Source organism: Microcoleus sp. PH2017_35_SFW_U_B, from assembly GCF_020737865.1.
Lineage (GTDB): Bacteria > Cyanobacteriota > Cyanobacteriia > Cyanobacteriales > Microcoleaceae > Microcoleus.
The window spans coordinates 15,436-33,882 of record NZ_JAEQDE010000060.1; the positions used below are offsets into that span (position 1 = coordinate 15,436).

Consider the following 18,447-nt stretch of genomic DNA (forward strand, 5'->3'; position numbering starts at 1 on the left):
GAATATTGTTACCCACAAGCAACTTCTCAAAATTTCAACTTAGAGTCTTCGAGCGGATTTCTGTTTAAGGTAAATGCTGGAGACAATTGTTAGTGCTGAATTTTTCATGATGTTTTGGAGAAATCGATTTACAGATTTGCTGGTAAGCTACTTGCGATTTTCCTGGGTCTCCCCCAGTTACGCCCAAGAGAGTAGAAACCCGATTTATTCCTAGATTTTTTGCAGCCCAACCAAGATTTACAATCTAAATCTGGTTTCTGAGCGCAAGTCATCAACTAGAAAAACACCGATCGTCATCCGCTAGTTAGGGCCAATTTAACCCAGCAATACTGCTCGATTAGATTTTAATTACTTAGTTTGGGCGCGGCTAGTCCCCAAAAAGCTTCAACAACAACCCTTCCACGTAAGTACATATTAACTGATGGATTACTACCTCAGCAAATATTCGCATACAACAACCCCAATACAACCTATATCTTTTGGGCGCGAACGTCAAGAGTTCTGGCTTGATAGTACCGACAATCTTGACAGGGCCCAGAAGGATTCACAGCACAGCGAATGTAATTAGAGCGAGCGTTATACTCGCAAGTGATATCGCCGATCGGATAGCCGAGGCCTTGTACGTAAGTGCGATCGCCCATTGCTAGTTGAGCAGGCAGGGGTCTATTTGCTACCGCCCGCCTGGCCGCTGCAATTCTCTCGCTGACTTGCCTCTCGGCAGAGCGCATCACCCACAAAGACACCAGCGACGGAGCCAAACCTATGACAATAATCAGGAGAACTGTAAACACATTTTCAGAGCTTTTGTGAATAATCTTGTTTTTTATTTACATAATCCCGAAGCTAAAATCATCGGGTAACAGACGGTTTTCAATCAGGAAAGTTCCCAGTGAAATCTCAAACTATGCCGCCCGTGCGTTAACCGTTTGCTGGTAAGGGTTGTTGTGGATAGGTTCGTAGTGAGGAATGCAAGTCCTTTCTAAATCAGAGGACTTGCATTCCTCGCTACGAACGGGAGAGGGGTTACACTTGGGAGCATCTCATGTTTGTAAAAAGAATTTTTTTATTTGAGTGCTGTCCCCGCTCGCGTATTGTATAATACGCGAGCGGGGACAGCACTATAAATGAAAAAATGCAAAACTGAGATACTCCCTTAAACTTTAGCAACCTGCGCCGCTAAATCCATCACCGCACTCGAAGCCTCCACCTTAGCAACATCCAACAAAGTCTTCAAAACCGAATCGGGATTCAAACTAATCGAATCAATTCCCAACTCAACCAAGAAGCGAGCAAACTCAGGATAATCGCTGGGCGCTTGGCCGCAAATACCTATCTTGCGATCGTACTTCTTAGCGGCTTTAATGGCAATTTCCACCATCCGCTTCACAGCTTCATTGCGTTCGTCAAAGATGTGGGCGACTAAGGCAGAATCCCGGTCTAATCCTAATGTTAGCTGAGTTAAGTCGTTAGAGCCGATCGAGAATCCGTCAAAAACCTGGGCAAATTCGTCAGCAAATATGACATTGCTGGGCAATTCGCACATCACGTACACCTGCAAGCCATTTGCACCCTTGACTAAACCGTGTTTCGCCATCTCGGCCAACACTTTGCGCCCTTCCTCCGGCGTGCGACAAAACGGAATCATCGGAATCACATTTGTCAAGCCCATTTCGTCGCGCACTCGCTTTAATGCCTTGCATTCCAAAGCATAAGCTTCGCGGTAATTCGGGTCATAATAACGAGAAGCGCCGCGCCACCCGATCATCGGGTTTTCTTCCTTCGGTTCAAACTGCCGCCCTCCCAGCAGATTAGCATATTCGTTGCTCTTGAAATCGCTCATCCGCACGATGACTGGATTGGGATAAAATGCGGCGGCGATGGTGGCAATTCCGCAGGCTAATTTGTCGGTAAAGAAATCGGGTTTGTGTTTGTAAAGTGCTGTGAGTTTGGCAATTTGGCGCTTGACTGATGTGTCGGTCAATTCGTCAAAGTGAATCAGTGCCAAGGGATGCGCTTTGATGTGGTTGGCGATGATGAATTCTAGCCGCGCTAACCCTACGCCATCGCAAGGAATTGCTGACAAACCAAAAGCTTCTTCTGGGTTTCCGACATTCATTAAAATTTGAGTGCGGGTGCGGGGCAAATTGTCGATCGCAATTTCTTGAATTTCAAAAGGAACTAAACCGGAATAAACTTTGCCTTCCTCTCCTTCAGCACAAGAAACAGTAATTTCTTGATTGTTTTGCAAGACTTTAGTACCGTCGCCGGTGCCGACAATGGCGGGGATTCCCATTTCCCGGGCAATGATCGCAGCATGGCAAGTACGGCCGCCGGAATTGGTGACAATCGCGCTGGCTTTTTTCATGATCGGTTCCCAATCCGGGTCAGTTTTGTTGGTAACAAGAACTTCCCCTGCTTCAAAGTCAGCGATTTGGTGAACGTCTAAAATTACGCGGGCTTTACCTTGTCCGATAGCTTCACCAACGGCACGCCCTGTTGCCAAAACTGCGCTGGAACCTTGCAATTTGTAGTTGCGTAAAACTGTAGCAGATTTTTGTGATTGTACTGTTTCCGGCCGCGCTTGGACGATGAATAGTTCGCCTGTATTGCCGTCTTTTGCCCACTCGATGTCCATCGGCGTGTAGGTGCCGCGGACTTGAGAGTAGTGTTCTTCTATCTGTACGGCCCAACGTGCTAGTTGCAGAATTTCTTCATCGTTAAGGGCGTATTTGCCGCGTTCTGCTGGGGCTACCGAGAGGTTTTTGGTGTATTTGGAACCGCCGAGATCGTACACCATTTTGATGTCTTTGGTGCCGAGGCGTTTGTCGAGAATTGGGCGGAAATCTTGTTTTAATGTGGGTTTAAAAACTAGGTATTCGTCGGGATTTACTGCTCCTTGAACGATGTTTTCTCCTAATCCGTAGGCGGCGGTGATTAGGGCGGCATTTTTGAAACCGGTTTCGGTGTCGATGCTGAACATGACGCCGGAGGATGCTAAGTCCGATCGCACCATTTTCTGCACGCCGACGGATAAGGCGACTTCAAAGTGGTCGAAACCTCGTTGTTGGCGGTAAGAAATCGCTCTGTCGGTGAAGGTGGAGGCGAAGCATTTGTGGCAGCATTGGAGGACGCTGGTGCAACCGTGGACGTTGAGGTAGGTTTCTTGCTGTCCGGCGAAACTGGCGTCTGGTAAGTCTTCGGCGGTGGCGGACGAACGGACTGCTACGTCTGTACTGTCGCCGTAGCGATCGCACAGTCGATCGTAAGCATCTGCGATCGCCACTTGCAAGTCTCGCGGAAACGGTGTATCGAGAATTAACGCCCGCGCTTGCTTCCCTTTGATGCGGAGGTTCTGGAGATTTTCTACGTCTAAATCGGCAAAAATTTCGCGCAATTTTGCTTCTAAACCCGCCGACTCGATGAAGTACCGATAAGCGTATGCTGTAGTTGCAAATCCATTGGGGACGCTGACTCCTTTGGGGGTTAACTGTTGAATCATTTCCCCCAATGAAGCATTTTTACCCCCTACTAATGGGATGTCGGCTATCCCGACTTCATCAAACCACAATATTAAGGCTTTTTCTTTGGGAATTAAAACTTGTTTTTCTTGAATTGCTAATTTGTCTAGCATTGCTTTTTTCCTCTCACATTCAGACCAGTTCGGTTAAAGGACAGTAAACAAAGGAGTGTCAATTTTTAAATGTAGTTTTGTTGCCCAAAAGCTCAGATTTTTTTCGCGTCTGTATCCGGCCTAGTTTTTAATTGCCTCTATTTCTATCTTATAACTTTTTTGCTAAATGGCAAGACCCCTGGGGAAGATTTATTTAATTGCAAAAAGTAAAGAAATGGCAGCGGGGAGTTTAGGTAAGCTATCATAAAAAAAATTGTAAAAATGTCAATGTCAGACATAATTTCCACGGATTTATTGGCGCCGATCGCGCAGCGGTGCGGGGATACCGCTCAAATTGTGTTGACTGTTGACGGTGAAGCGATTCGATCGCGGCGATCGCCCACAAAACACAACACCGAGCAGTTTTGTTTCCTCCAGCAACCCAGATTCTCAAAACCGTAAAAATTTTACCTCTGATTGGGTTGACCTACTTAGAGCAAAAACACAGTCGATGTAGAACATTGTAGTTTTTGGACGCAAGCAATTTTATTTTTTACCAGCGTTATTTTGGCATTCAATTATTTATATGCTATAATAATTAGCTCGACTGCCTTACGATAATTAACAAGGTATATGATATCAGTTTTGAGCCCAACCGCCAAGCGAAACGGCTTTAAAGTTCTCCTGGTCGAAGACAATCAAGCCGAAGCCGATCTAATCGAAGAATTGTTATTAGAAACAAATGTCAGCCGAGCCGAACCCCAAAGGCTGTCAGTAAGCTGTACAGACCGTCTCAGCAAAGCGCAGCAAATTTTGCTCGGCGAACATTTTGATGTGATTTTACTTGACCTTTCGCTGCCCGACAGCCAAGACATAAGTACAATTGTTAACATACAAGAATACAGCCTCAATACTCCGATCGTCGTACTGACGGCGCACAACGATGAAGAACTCGCCGTGCAGTCAATCCAAGCAGGAGCTCAGGATTATCTAGTCAAGCGAAAAATCGACAGCGAAGTGTTAATGCGATCGCTCCGCTACGCAGTTGAGCGGCAGCACAACCAAGAAGCTTTGCAAAAAAGTGAAGCAAAATATCGCTCCGTAGTCGAAAATTCCCTCGTCGGAATTGCGATTATTGCTCCTCCAGTTTCCCTCTCAGAACCCACACAATGCCAGTGGTTGGAAGTTAACGATGCTTTGTGCAATTTGCTGGGATACGAGCGCCAAGAACTTTTGCACGGAAATTGGGAACAGTGGGGCTATCCTGAAGACTGGCAGGCTAGTTTAGAGCAGTTAAATAAAATTTTTGCCGGGGAGAGCGAAGGCTATATTTTAGACAAAAGATGGCGCAAAAAAGATGGAAAAATAGTTTATACTCGGGTTTCCCTGCGCTGCATCCGGGGCCGCGACGGCTCGATCGACCGGATGATTAAAGTAATTTTGGACGTGAGCGACCGCTATCGCTACGAAGCCGAAGTAAAAGCATCAGAAGAGTTTTTAAATCACACGATTAATGCTACTCCTGACCCAATTTTTGTCAAAGACGAGCAACATAGGTGGGTTGTACTAAACGATGCTTTTTGCGAATTGATGGGAAAAGGGCGATCGGAACTTATAGGTACGTCGGGATACGAGTTTTTGGGCGCAGCACAAGCCAAAGTTTTTGAGCAACAAGACGAGCAAGTATTGCAAAGAAGTATTCCCAAACAAACGGAAGAGACTTTTACAGATAGCGCAGGTCAAGAACGCATTATATCTACCAAGAAAACAGTTTTTAATAAAGCTAACGGCACTAAAATGTTGGTCGGAATCATGCGAGATGTGACCGAATACAAGCGCCAGCAAATAGCATTGCAGGAAAGCGAAGATCGATTTCAAATAATCAGCGCTAACGTGCCGGGAATGATTTATCAATACAGGCTTTATGTGGATGGCAAAACATCTTTTACTTATGTTTCTTCTGGGAGTTGGCAGCTCTACAATTTAAGACCTGAAGAAATAGAAGAAAATGCCAGCTTGGCTTTTGCTACAGTTCACACCGATGACATCTCAGACTTGCATCGATCGATCGCAACTTCAGCAGTGACTCAGGAATCTTGGCACCACCAGTGGCGGCAAGTTACGGGAGAACGAGTGAAATGGCTGCAAGGCGCGGCTAAGCCCTCCAAGCAGGCCAACGGCGATATAGTTTGGGATGGTTTGGTGATCGATGTCACCGAATTAAAACAAACACAACAAGAGCGCGATCGCTTCTTTAGCATTTCGCTAGATTTACTTTGCATTGCAGGTTTTGACGGCTATTTCAAACGCTTAAACCCTGCTTGGTCAAATGTATTAGGTTACAGCCGAGACGAACTTCTAGCCAAACCTTTTATAGAATTCGTGCATCCAGAAGACAGAGAAATAACTATAGCTGAATTAGAAAAACTTCAAAATTCTCACCCCGTTATTAACTTAGAAAACCGCTGTATTTGCCCAGATGGTACTTATAAATGGCTGTCGTGGACGGCATCACCTTTTGCTGAAGAAAGTTTAATTTATGCAGTTGCCAGAGATATTACATTGAGCAAGCAAGCTGAAGCTGAATTGCGTAAAAGTGAAGCCACTAATCGCGCTCTTTTAAACGCGATACCCGACATGATATTTCGCTGTCGCGCCGACGGCACTTTTGTAGACTTCAAACCCGCAAAAGATATCCAAACCCTGGTACCGGAAAACATATTTATTGGTCAAAAAGCACAAGACATCTTGCCTGCTGCTTTTGCTGAAAAAATATTGTCCGGCAATCAACAAGCGATCGAGACCGGCGAGATTCAAGTTGTAGAATATCAACTGCCAATTCAGGATGTACTGTGCGATTTTGAAGCGAGAATTGTCTTCTGCACCGATGACGAAATTATTGCGATCGTCCGGGATATCACCAGCCGCAAACGTTTTGAGTCAAAACTCCAGCGACAAGCAGCAGCAATGGCAGCCGCTTCCGAAGGCATAGGTATTGTCAATGCCAGCGGAGATGTGATTTATGCCAACGCAGCTAAACTCAAAATCTACGGTTACAATGCCCTCGAAGAAATATTGGGCAAAAGTTGGAAAATATTTTATGAAGGTGCAGAACTCGCAAGGTTTGAGCGGGAAATTATGCCGACTTTAGCGCACCAAGGTTATTGCAGCACAGAAGCAGTAGGCTGCCGCCGCGATGGCTCTCAATTCCCTCAAGAAGTCTCGCTGACAATTTTGCCGGAGGGCGAAATAATTTGCATTGTTCGCGATATTACTGCGAGAAAGAAAGCAGAAGCAGATTTGCAAGATAGCAAGCGGTTCGGCGATCGCATTGCTGAGGCAAGTCCTAATATTTTGTATGTTTACGACTTGATAGAACAAAAAAATATTTATGCGAATGCTTCTATCTCTCAGATTATTGGCTATACAGTAGATGAGATTCAGGCAATGGGGCCGTTGATGTTAACTTTAATGCACCCGGAAGATGCCATCAAAATGCCTGATTATTTACAGCAAGTCGCAACGGGTACAGAAGGAGAGATCTTTGAAATTGAATACCGCATCCGGCACAAGGATGGTTCTTGGCGCTGGATTGTCAGCCGAGATACTGTATTTGCAAAAACAGCAGAGGGCCAGTTAAAACAAATTCTCGGCACGGGAACTGATATTACAGAAAGCAAGCAAGCAGAAGATGAAATTAAGCTGTTGCTGGCAGCAACTCAAGCCATTAGTAAGTCGGTAGATTTTCACAGCGCTCTCCCTGATATCCTCCGGTTGCTGTGCACTGCGATCGGCTGGAATTTTGCTGAAGCTTGGATACCAGTTGCTAATGGTACTGTTTTGGAACACAGCGAAACTTGGTATGCTAGCGATCGCGATTTAGATAGGTTTGGCCAGGAAAGTAAGAAAATTAGGTTCGCGCCGGGATTGGGAGTGCCGGGACGGATTTGGTCAACCAGAAAGGTAGAATGGATTGAAGATGTTTCTGTAGTCAATAATGCATTTTTTGCCCGATCGCAAATGGCGGCAGCAGCCGGATTGAAAGCTTGTTTCGGAGTGCCGATTCGCGCCAATTCAGAGGTGCTGGCAATTTTACTGTTCTGCAAGCGCGATCCATCAATTATGGAACCGCGTATAGTAGAATTGGTCAATGCGGTAGCGACTCAGTTGGGTTCTCACATTCAGCGCAAACAAGCCGAAGAAGAATTGCGTAAAAGTGAAGAACGCTGGCAGTTAGTTCTTAAAGGCAATCAAGACGGAATTTGGGACTTGAATCTTCAAACAGATGAAGCTTTTCGATCTGCCCGCTGGCAAGAAATTATCGGTTACGCAGACGGCGAAATCGACAGCAGCAACAGCGAATGGATCGATCGCATCCATCCAGACGATCGCGATCGAGTGCAAGCCACAATCCAAGATTATCTCGATCGCCAAACCCCCAATTACGCCGCCGAATACCGCTTGCAGTGCAAAGACGGCAGCTACAAGTGGGTGCTCGCCCGCGCTCAAGCAGTCTGGGACGAAGCCGGAAACCCCCTGCGGATGGTGGGTTCGATGACCGATATCAGCGATCGCAAAGCAGCAGAATTAGCTTTGCTGCGGGTCACTCAAGCTGTGGAAAGTACCAGCGACGCGATCGCGATCGCTGACTTGAAAGGGCGGTCTATTTACCACAATCAAGCCTTCATTCAGCGTTACGGCTACACAGTGGAAGAACTCAACGAGCTAGGCGATCGCGCCGCGCTTTACATCCGGCCTAAAAGTTACAAAAAAATCTATAAAAACATTCGCAAAGGTCGCTCTTGGTGCGGCGAAGTTGCCCTGCGAACCAAGAGTGATGAAGCTGTTACCGCTCTGGTGCGAGCCGATAGCATTAAAGACATAAATGACCATTCGGTCGGGTTAATTGCCGTGATTACAGATATCACAAGACGCAAAGAATCAGAAGCATTTTTGCGCCAGCAATTAAAGCGGGAACAGTTGGCAGTAGCCATGCTGGAACGCATTCGCTCTTCTCTTAATTTAGAACAAATTCTCACCAAAGCAGTCGAAGAAGTCCGCCAGTTTTTGCAAGTAGATAGAACTGTAATTTACCAATTCAATCCTGATTGGAGCGGGTTTGTCGCAGTCGAATCGGTTGGCGAAAATACCCGATCAATTATAGGAATGGAAATTTACGATCCCTGTTTTGGAGAAGCCTACGTTCCTCTTTACCTAGATGGCCGAATTAGAGCCACAGAAGATGTTTACAATGCCGGCATCGCCGACTGTTACTTGAGTTTGTTGACTCGCCTCCAGGTGAGAGCGAGTCTGGTAGTGCCGATTTTGCAAGGCGAAAACTTGTGGGGGCTGTTGATAGCCCACCACTGCACGGCCCCGCATTCCTGGCAAAAATTGGAGGCAGAGTGCCTGAAACAATTGGGCGTGCAGTTGGCGATCGCCATTCAGCAATCGACCCTATTTGAACAAGCACAAACCGAAATAGCCGATCGCAAACAAGCAGAAGCCGCCCTGCAATTAGCCAAAGAAGCCGCCGAATCTGCCAACCGCGCTAAAAGCGACTTTCTCGCCAACATGAGCCACGAATTGCGGACGCCTTTGAACGGGATTTTAGGATACATTCAACTGCTCAAACCGGATAAGAATTTAACTGCGGAGCAACAGGAAAGTCTCAACAACGTTCACCAGTGTGGCAACCACCTGCTAACCCTGATTAATGATGTTTTAGACCTCTCGAAAATCGAAGCTAGTAAAATGGAACTGTCACCGACAAATCTGCATTTTCCCAGCTTTGTTAAAAGTATTGTCGATCTGTTCCAGATGCGCTCGCATCAAAAAGGAATTGCGTTTAATTACGAGCAGGTGTCGGCGCTGCCAGACTACGTTTTTGTTGATGAAATCAGATTGCGCCAAGTTTTGATTAATTTGCTCAGCAATGCGGTTAAGTTTACGGTGAGCGGTGGCGTGACATTCAAAGTCGGTTACGCAGAAAATTATCCTCAAACCCACTGCACAAATTCGAGTTTGACAGCCGAAGTTTCTACTCAAACAATCAATTGGACTGCGAATTTAGACAATCCGAAAAAGTCGATCGCCCTGCGGGAAACCACAGAAGCGCCCGAAGCGATCGCCACAACTACTGGCGATCGGGCCCCAACCGCTAAAATTCGCTTTCAAATCGAAGATACCGGCATCGGCATCCGGCAGAATAAACTAGAAGAAATATTTTTGCCTTTTCATCAAGTAGGCGATCGTAACAATTTCGTCGAAGGTACCGGACTAGGACTTTCCATCAGCCAAAAATTAGTCAAAATAATGGGCAGCGACATTCACGTCCAAAGTACCCCCGGCAAAGGTAGCATATTTTGGTTGGATATAGACTTGCCCGCAGTCGCCGAATATTCTGAAACCCCCTCCACCCAAGAAAAACGCCGGCTTATCGGTTTTAGAGGCAGCCACCGGAAAGTCCTGATCGTAGACGATCACGAAGTAAATCGTGCCATGCTGCACAGACTGCTTTCTCGTTTGGGCTTTGAAATTGCAGAAGCGATAGACGGCGCAGACTGTTTGCACAAAGCACAGGAATTTCTACCGGATCTAATTTTAATGGACTTGCTGATGCCAGTAATGGACGGCTGGGAAGCCACCAGGCGGCTGCGACAGTTGCCGGAATTAAAAGATGCGGTTATCCTTGCTTTGTCCGCTAGCGTTTACGAGACTACCAGGCAAAAAAGCATACTTGCAGGTTGCGATAATTTTGTCACCAAACCGATTCAAACTAACGACCTTTTAGAATTATTGCGCCTGCATTTGAGACTAGAATGGATTTACGAAGAGGGATCGGAAACCAAAAAACGCAAAGCTCAAACTCCCAAAGCATTATCGGAGATTGCGATTGCTGACTCAACAATAGTGTCTCCTGGTTCAGAGTCAGTCTTTGTCTTGTTAAGATTGGCTGCTATGGGCGATATTGAAGCTATCCTGGAGGAAACTGCTAAACTAGAAAATTCTGACCCGACATTAGTCCCTTTTGTTCAGCACGTTCGCCAACTTGCTAAAGGATTTCAGCTCAGGCAAATTCGAGATTTTTTGAAGCAACATTTGCCCTAAAATTGAGGGTAGCCAACCGATAAATTAAAATCAGTTAAATCTCACGCCCCGATCGTGATTGTCAATAACGCAATACGCTTGGATTAAACCCGATCCCCCCTTAGCCAAGAGGGCAGGCACGGGGGCACCGCCCCTACAAAGGGGGGGACAGGATTCTTCTAAAAGTCCCCCGACTATCCGGGGGATTTAGGGGGATATCCGGAAAATAAACACTGTTAACTGAACAGTATTGCCCTATAAAGAGGCTATTGCAAACGTCGGCACCTACCGAGCAACCGGGTTTCTAGAGGCACCGAAAATCCCTTGAATCTCATGTAAAATTACAACCGACAACTCACAACTCAATCATTTTAATTTTTCCCTTAAATATGAACGATAAGAATTCCGAAAGAAGCATCATACTAATTGTCGATGACAACCAAACAAATCTTGACGTACTTTTCGAGTTGTTAAGAAATTACGGATTTAAAGTATTAGTGGCTCTAGACGGCGAAAGTGCGATCGAGCAAATTGAATACATCCATCCCGACTTGATTCTTTTGGATATCATGATGCCCGGAATTGACGGTTTTGAAACTTGCCTGCGTTTGAAAGCAGACCCGTCAACCCGAGACATTCCAATCATCTTCATGAGCGCCCTTTCCGAGACCCTTGATAAAGTAAAAGGCTTTCAGACAGGAGCAGTTGACTACATCACTAAGCCTTTCCAGCACGAAGAAGTGTTGAGCCGCATAGAAACTCACTTGACAATCCGCAACTTGCAACAAAAACTCGAAGAAAAAAACCTAGAACTAGCCCAGCTCAACCAAAATCTGGAAAGACTTGTCGAACAAAAAACCAAGCAATTAATCGACCAGGAAAAAACAGCCATCATCGGACGTTTGACCCAGGGAATGGTGCACAACCTCAAAAGCCCGCTACAAGTGATCCAGACTAGCGTCGATTTGATTGAAACAAAAGCCACAAAAATCCAAGAAGACTCTTTTTTCAATTATACCAAATACATCTTTCAAGCTGTCTCAAAAATTAATCAGATTATGGATACTCTGATGATGAAAAGCAGGAAAGAACAAAACCAAGATTTGCATCCTGTAAATATCAACGATTTAGTACAGCGAGAAATTCAACTATTGGAAGGAAATATGTTTTTCAAGAATAAGATTAGAAAAAAATACTTTTATGACGAAACAATAACCAATATTCCCTTAATTTATTCCTATATTTCTCAAGTATTTTATAACTTAATAAATAATGCAATGGATGCTATGTGGGAAAGAAAAATCAGGGAAATAACTATCGTGACTCGGCAAGACAACTCGAACATATACATGGATATTGCAGATACGGGATGCGGCATAGCACCTGAAGATTTGTCAAAACTTTTTGACCCTTTTTATACGTCGAAGCCGCCTAAAGGCGAAGAACAAATCGAAGGGGAACCAACAGGAACTGGTCTCGGACTTTATACTTGTATAGAACTTTTAAAACCTTTTAACGGCGAGATTGCTATTAGCAGCAATCTCGGTCAAGGCAGCGTGTTTACAGTCGTGCTGCCCAAACAGCCGAAAAATTGATCGACTCAAATCAGTAAAATCGCCTCCGGTAACAAAACCTGAATTAAGTTCGGAATCAGGTTCGTAGTGAGCACTTTAGTCCTTCTTTATCAGGTTCGTAGTCAGGACTTTAGTCCTTCTTTATCCCAAAGATAGGCATAAAGTCCTCACTACAAACGGGCGTTACTTGTCAGTAATTCAACCGAGACCATTTGATAGTATGTTCCGTAAATTCACTGTAACTGACCTAGCTTCGCAGTCAGGAATTTAGTCCTTCTCGATCCGCGATTTTTTGCCCGGTCTCTTGCTATTTCCTTGCCAAAGGTTGTAAATTAAAATAGAGTGGATTTGCACGATCGCTAAAACTACGATAAATTTGGGTCACTAGGTTTGGAGTGAGGCGGACAACTTGCAGCAAATAGCTCAATTATATAGTAACCGCCACATCGGGCGCGGACGTAAATAACCTCATCAATAAAGCCTAGACTTGTTTATGAATCAACGCTTTGATTCCCGTACTTAAATGTCAACTGTCAAGCGGTCAACTGTCAAGCCATACCAATAAATCTCGGGCGTCTGCAAGTACCCAGCCACCCTACAGCCTGCGGTTCAAGTTTCCCAAAAATGATGCCATTCCCTCAAAAGAATGCAACTCGCCGTACTCCCAACCATGAGAGTCATCCACCATTTCCAATTATTCAATTTTTTAAATTTTTAATATAAAATGATAGGAGCTAGGTAGCTGCATCCGCAGCAGTTTTTATTGGATAAATAAAAAGTAGCAAACTGATATCGCTCGAAAAAAAGAATGCAACTTTAGACAAGCGCGAAACCCGAGACTCATCAGTAATTCCCAAATCTAAAATCCCAAATCTAAAATCTAAAATGGTATGACCTCTGTTCTTGAATCAACTTTAACGCCTGCTTGCTTGAAAGTTCTTTTAGTAGAAGACTGTGCCCAAGATGCAGCACTAATTCAAGAACTGCTGTCTGACGATCGCGAACTGAGAGCATCAATTGAGACGACCAATGTAGTTCGCATCGGGGAAGCGATAGAAATTTTAAGCAGCGATGTTTTTGATGTAATTTTATTAGATTTAACCCTCCCTGATAGCCCGAAATTTAATAATTTTTTTCGCCTCCAAGATGGCGGAATCAATATTCCGATCGTCATTTTGATAGGGGCGGATGAAGAAGAATTGGCTGTCAATTTAATTGCCGCCGGCGCTCAAGATTATCTGATAAAAAAAGAATTAGACAGCCGACTGCTGGTGCGGACGATCGAGTGCGCGATCGCCCGCCATAAGCGACAAGCAGAATGGCAAAAAAGTCAAGGAAAATACCCCCAGGTTGTTGACAATATCAAAGAAGTAGTTTTTGAAACAAATATTGCGGGCAATTGGACTTTTCTCAATCCTGCTTGGACGAAAATAACCGGATTTACGGTTGATGAAAGTTTGGGAAATTCCTGTTTGAGTTACATTCATGCTGACGACCAACACCAATATTTAAATTCCTCTAAAAATTCGACTGAAAATCAAGAAATATCCTGTTGCTATCAAATGCGATATCTTACCAAAAATGGCGAATTTCGCTGGGTAGAAATTCAGGAATTTTTGATTTTTGGCAAAAACGGCGCGGCGCAGGGAACTACTGGAACTATTAACGATATTACGGATAAAATTTTAGCCAGAGAGGAAGCGGAAGCTAATAAAAAATTTTTGAATTATACGATCGATGCAGTTGCCGATCCAATTTTTGTCAAAGATGAACAGCACCGCTGGATACTGTTAAATGATGCTTTTTGTAAGCTGATAGGCAAGCAGCGCGAGCAACTGCTAGGTAAATCGGATTACGATTTTTTCCCCAAAGAAGAAGCTGATTTTTTTTGGGAGAAAGACGAAGAAGTGTTTAGAACCGGGGAAGAAAACGACAGCGAGGAAATATTTACGGATGGCAGCGGTGCTAAGCACATTCTGTCTACAAAAAAAACCGTATTTGAAAATACCGACGGCAGTAAAATACTTGTCGGAATAATTCGAGAGGTCACTGAGGATAAGCGGAAACAATTAGCCCTGCAAGAAACCCAAGCTAGACTCCAGCAAATAGCTGCCAATTTGCCGGGAGTAATTTATCAATTCCGCCTCTCAAGTGACGGCAGACAATGTTTTCCTTACATTTCTTCTGGCAGCCGCGATTTATATGAATTGGAACCTGAAGATATTCAGGAGAATTCCGAACTTATGTTCAGTTGCATTCATCCAGACGACCTCCCAAAAATTCAAGAATCTATTGTTTATTCGGCGGTAAATATGCAGCCATGGCAGCAGGAATGGCGCGCGATTATGCGGTCTGGAAAACTTAAATGGATGCGAGGTGTTTCGAGACCAGAACGAGTTAATTTTACGACGCTTATAGGGCCGGAAGGCGATATTGTTTGGGAAGGGATGATACTGGATATTACTGATTTAAAAGAGACGGAAGCGGCTTTGCGGGAGAGTGAAGCCAGATTTCGATCGCTAATTGAGAATATTCCGGGCGCTATCTGCCGCAACTTATACGATGCTGATTGGACGATGGTGTTTGTGAGTGACGAACTTGAGGCAATTAGCGGCTATGCTGCTGGGGATTTTATTCACAACAACCGCTTGAGTTTTGCTAGCATCATCCATAAGGCAGACAGGGAAATGCTCGATCGACAAATCAGAGCGGCGGTAGACTCGAAACAGCCGTATCATGTAGAATACCGGATTGTGCGCGCTGACAGGTCGGTGCGCTGGATGTCCCAAAGGGGTAGGGCGACTTACAATCCAGAAGGGTTGGTTTTGTGGCTTGACGGAGCGATTTTTGATATTACCGATCGCAAAAACGCCGAATATACCCTGTGTTTGGTAACTCAAGCTGTAGACAGCGCTAGCGATGCAATCGCGATCGCAGATTTAGACGGCTATTCAATTTATCACAATCAAGCATTTATTCAACGCTACGGCTATACAGTTGAGGAACTAAATAATGCCGGCGGCCCAGCAGTAATGTACGCCAAATCTCAAGAGTTAAGAAAATTATTTAAAGCCCTGCGGAAAGGTTTGTCATGGAGCAATGAAATTGCACTCAGGGCTAAAAACGGCGAAATTATCGAAACTCAATTGCGAGCTGACTGCATTAAAGATAGCGCCAGCAAACCAATAGGAATGATGGCAATCATTGCTGACCTTACAGACCTAAAACGCGCCGAATCGGCATTAAAATTCAGTCAAGAGCGATTGCAGTTAGCGGTTTCAGGCAGCTCTTTGGGGCTGTGGGATTGGAATATAGCTACTGGCGAAACTTATTTCGACTCGCAGTGGAAATCAATGCTCGGTTACGCAGACACTGAAATTGACAACAACTTCCAAGGTTGGGAAAATTTGCTGCATCCCGAAGACAGAATCAGAGCAAGAGAATCTTTAAATTTATATTTTGAAGGTGGCATCGAGATCTATGAATTTGAATTTAGGATCCTCAACAAAGCCGGAAATTGGCAGTGGATTTTGGGTATGGGCAAAGTAGTCGAGTACGACGAATGGGGTGCGCCATTGCGGATGACGGGTACTCACAAAGATATCAGCGCCCGCGTTGGGGCCGAAGCCGAAAAAACGCAGTTAATCGCATCTCTACAAGAACTTGCCGACCAATTGCAATATGCACAAGAAATTGCCCGCATGGGAACTTGGGAATTCGATATAGAGACCGGTATTGTTAATTGGTCTGCCGAAGTGTTTCGAGTTTACTGTAGAGAATTTAATTGGCAGCCGACAATGACAGAAATTTTAGAGCAAATTCATCCCGATGACAAAGAAAGCGTTACAGAAGCTTTGCAAAAGGCGGTGAATGAAGGGATAGCTTTCGACATCGACCACCGCATATGTTTTCTATCAGCAGAAATCCGGCACGTTAACTGTAAAGGACAAGCTGTTAAAAATGACTTGGGTAAGGTGGTGCGACTGTTTGGCACGGAAATCGATATTACCGATCGCAAAAAAGCAGAAATTGCTTTGCAAGAAAGCGAACAGCGATTTCGGGCTGTATTTGAACAAGCGGCGATCGGGATTGTTAAAGTGTCACCCGAAGGTAGTTTCTTGAATGCCAATCAAGGCTTTTGCAATATTATCGGATACTCAGAATTGGAACTGAAAGCACGAAATGTTTGGGAGATTTCTCACCCCGAAGATGTAGAAGCAGATGTCGAGTCTGCCCAAAGACTGTTAGCTGGGGAAATTTTGAATTATTCACTTGAGAAACGCTTTGTGCACAAAGACGGTTCATTTGTTTGGGCTAATGTGACTGTATCTTTAGTGCGGGACGGGTTTGGGGAACCAAGCTACGGAATTGCTGTGATTGAAGATATTAATCACCGCAAACTTGCCGAGTCTATCTTGCGCCAGCAATTAAAACAAGAACGCTTGGTGGTAGGGATGCTGGAACGCATTCGCTCTTCTCTAAATTTAGAAGAAATCTTGACAAAAGCTGTTGCTGAAATACGGCATTTTCTGCAAACAGACCGGACAATTATTTATCGGTTTAATCCCGATTGGAGCGGTTTTGTAGCAGTTGAGGCGGTGGCTGAAAATTGGCGGTCGCTTCAGGGAATAAATATTAACGATTCTTGCTTTAAAGACAGCTATGGTTCTGCTTACCAAAACGGTCGCACTGTAGCTGTGGATGATATTTACAAAGCCGGTCTTTCTGAGTGCTACATTAATTTATTAGCTCAATTTCAGGTGCGAGCTAATTTGGTAGTGCCGATTTTGCAAGGTGAGAAGTTGTGGGGCTTGTTGATTGCTCACGAGTGCGCTGGCTGCCGCCAATGGCTAAAAATTGAGGTGGAGTGTCTCAAACAAATTAGCGTGCAGTTAGCGATCGCGATCCAGCAATCGACGCTGTTTGAGCAAGCGCAAACTGAAATTGCCGATCGCAAACAAGCGGAGTCAGCTTTGCAGGAATCGGAAGCGCGCGAACGTTCAAAAGCGCGAGAGTTGGAAGCAGCTATTAACAAACTCAGAACCACTCAAGCTCAGCTCGTTCAAAATGAAAAAATGGTGAGTTTGGGTCAGTTAGTTGCTGGTGTCGCTCACGAAATTAATAACCCAGTTAGCTTTATTCACGGCAATCTCAGTCCGGCTCGCCGTTACAGTTTAGATTTGTTGGAATTGATTAAAGTTTATCAAGATTACTGTCCTAATCCTCCGGCTCAAGTGTTAGATAAACTCAATGAAATAGACTTGGATTATATTGCTGACGATTTCCCGAAATTGTTTACTTCTATGCAAGTAGGAACCGAGCGAATTGTCGAAATTGTCAAATCATTACGCAATTTTTCCCGGTTGGACGAGTCTGCTGGTAAGTCGGCGAACATTCACGAGGGAATTGACAGCACTTTGATGATTTTGCAAAATCGCTTGAAATCTCACAGCAGCCGTCCGGGGATTCAGATTGTTAAAGATTACCAGTTATTGCCGCAAGTTGAATGTTTTCCGGGCGAGTTGAATCAGGTATTTATGAATATTTTGATTAATGCGATCGATGCTTTGGAGGAACGGGACAAGGGGCGGACGATCGAGGAGTGCGATCGACATCCCAGTACGATCGCGATTCGGACTTATGAGGCTGCTGCGGGCTTCGTAGCGGTATCTATTGCGGACAACGGCGGGGGGATACCGGAGCTAGTGCGATCGAGGCTGTTTGACCCGTTTTTCACGACTAAGCCTGTGGGCAAGGGCACGGGTTTGGGACTGTCGATTTCTCACTCGATTGTAGTCGATCGCCACGGCGGCAGATTGACCTGTATTTCGACACTGGGAGAGGGATCGGAGTTTTTGATTGAAATTCCCGTGCGATCGAATTTAACTGGTACCAGTTCAACAGTTGACGGTTGACAGTTGTTATTTGTTATTTGTTATTTGTTATAGCGGTTCTCAGATAGATTAGGTACGTTGTTGGGATGCGAGCCCTCTTTGTTTAAGTGGTTATATAACAATACGGTTTACTTAACACTATTTATGCGCCGGAGATCCCCCTCGCATCCCCCTTAAAAAGCTATGCTTTATAAACATCTTTCTTAACAAGAAATTTGACAAAAGTAACTACTTGTGTAGGAGCCATTGGGGATCTCGCTTCTGATTGAATGGCAATTAT

6 protein-coding genes are annotated in these 18,447 nt (G+C 44.8%); 4 read left to right on the plus strand and 2 right to left on the minus strand.

Going from position 1 to position 18,447, the window contains the following annotated elements; genetic code table 11:
* Positions 1-470: 470 nt before the first annotated feature.
* Together JGK36_RS17435 and ppsA are read right to left on the minus strand one after the other, a co-directional pair.
* Positions 471-791 carry a DUF6464 family protein gene (locus JGK36_RS17435; protein WP_293197680.1) on the minus strand — a complete coding sequence of 107 codons (321 nt, stop codon included), beginning with the start codon at positions 789-791 and terminating at the stop codon, positions 471-473.
* 362 nt (positions 792-1,153) lie between these two features.
* A complete protein-coding gene (gene ppsA, locus JGK36_RS17440; protein WP_293197682.1) occupies positions 1,154-3,631 on the minus strand; it encodes a phosphoenolpyruvate synthase in 2,478 nt (825 codons plus the stop codon).
* 267 nt (positions 3,632-3,898) lie between these two features.
* Between ppsA and JGK36_RS17445 the strand changes: the two genes are divergently transcribed.
* The 4 genes from JGK36_RS17445 to JGK36_RS17460 all read left to right on the plus strand — a co-directional run bounded on the left by JGK36_RS17445 (position 3,899) and on the right by JGK36_RS17460 (position 18,188).
* Entirely contained in the window at positions 3,899-4,072 is a 174-nt protein-coding gene (locus tag JGK36_RS17445) for a hypothetical protein (protein WP_293197684.1), read from the plus strand.
* A 171-nt stretch (positions 4,073-4,243) separates the two neighbouring features.
* Positions 4,244-10,720 (plus strand): PAS domain S-box protein, encoded by a 6,477-nt coding sequence (locus JGK36_RS17450; RefSeq protein WP_293197686.1) that lies wholly within the window; start codon positions 4,244-4,246, stop codon positions 10,718-10,720.
* 368 nt (positions 10,721-11,088) lie between these two features.
* Entirely contained in the window at positions 11,089-12,294 is a 1,206-nt protein-coding gene (locus JGK36_RS17455) for a hybrid sensor histidine kinase/response regulator (protein WP_293182956.1), read from the plus strand.
* Positions 12,295-13,163: 869 nt separating this feature from the next.
* Entirely contained in the window at positions 13,164-18,188 is a 5,025-nt protein-coding gene (locus JGK36_RS17460; RefSeq protein ID WP_293182958.1) for a PAS domain S-box protein, read from the plus strand.
* Positions 18,189-18,447: the final 259 nt, after the last annotated feature.

Excerpts from the sequence above, each read along its gene's own strand:
- ppsA (WP_293197682.1), bottom strand. The coding sequence starts at position 3,631 with ATGCTAGACAAATTAGCAATTCAAGAAAAACAAGTTTTAATTCCCAAA.
- JGK36_RS17445 (WP_293197684.1), top strand. The coding sequence starts at position 3,899 with ATGTCAGACATAATTTCCACGGATTTATTGGCGCCGATCGCGCAGCGG.
- JGK36_RS17450 (WP_293197686.1), top strand. The coding sequence starts at position 4,244 with ATGATATCAGTTTTGAGCCCAACCGCCAAGCGAAACGGCTTTAAAGTT.
- JGK36_RS17455 (WP_293182956.1), top strand. The coding sequence starts at position 11,089 with ATGAACGATAAGAATTCCGAAAGAAGCATCATACTAATTGTCGATGAC.
- JGK36_RS17460 (WP_293182958.1), top strand. The coding sequence starts at position 13,164 with ATGACCTCTGTTCTTGAATCAACTTTAACGCCTGCTTGCTTGAAAGTT.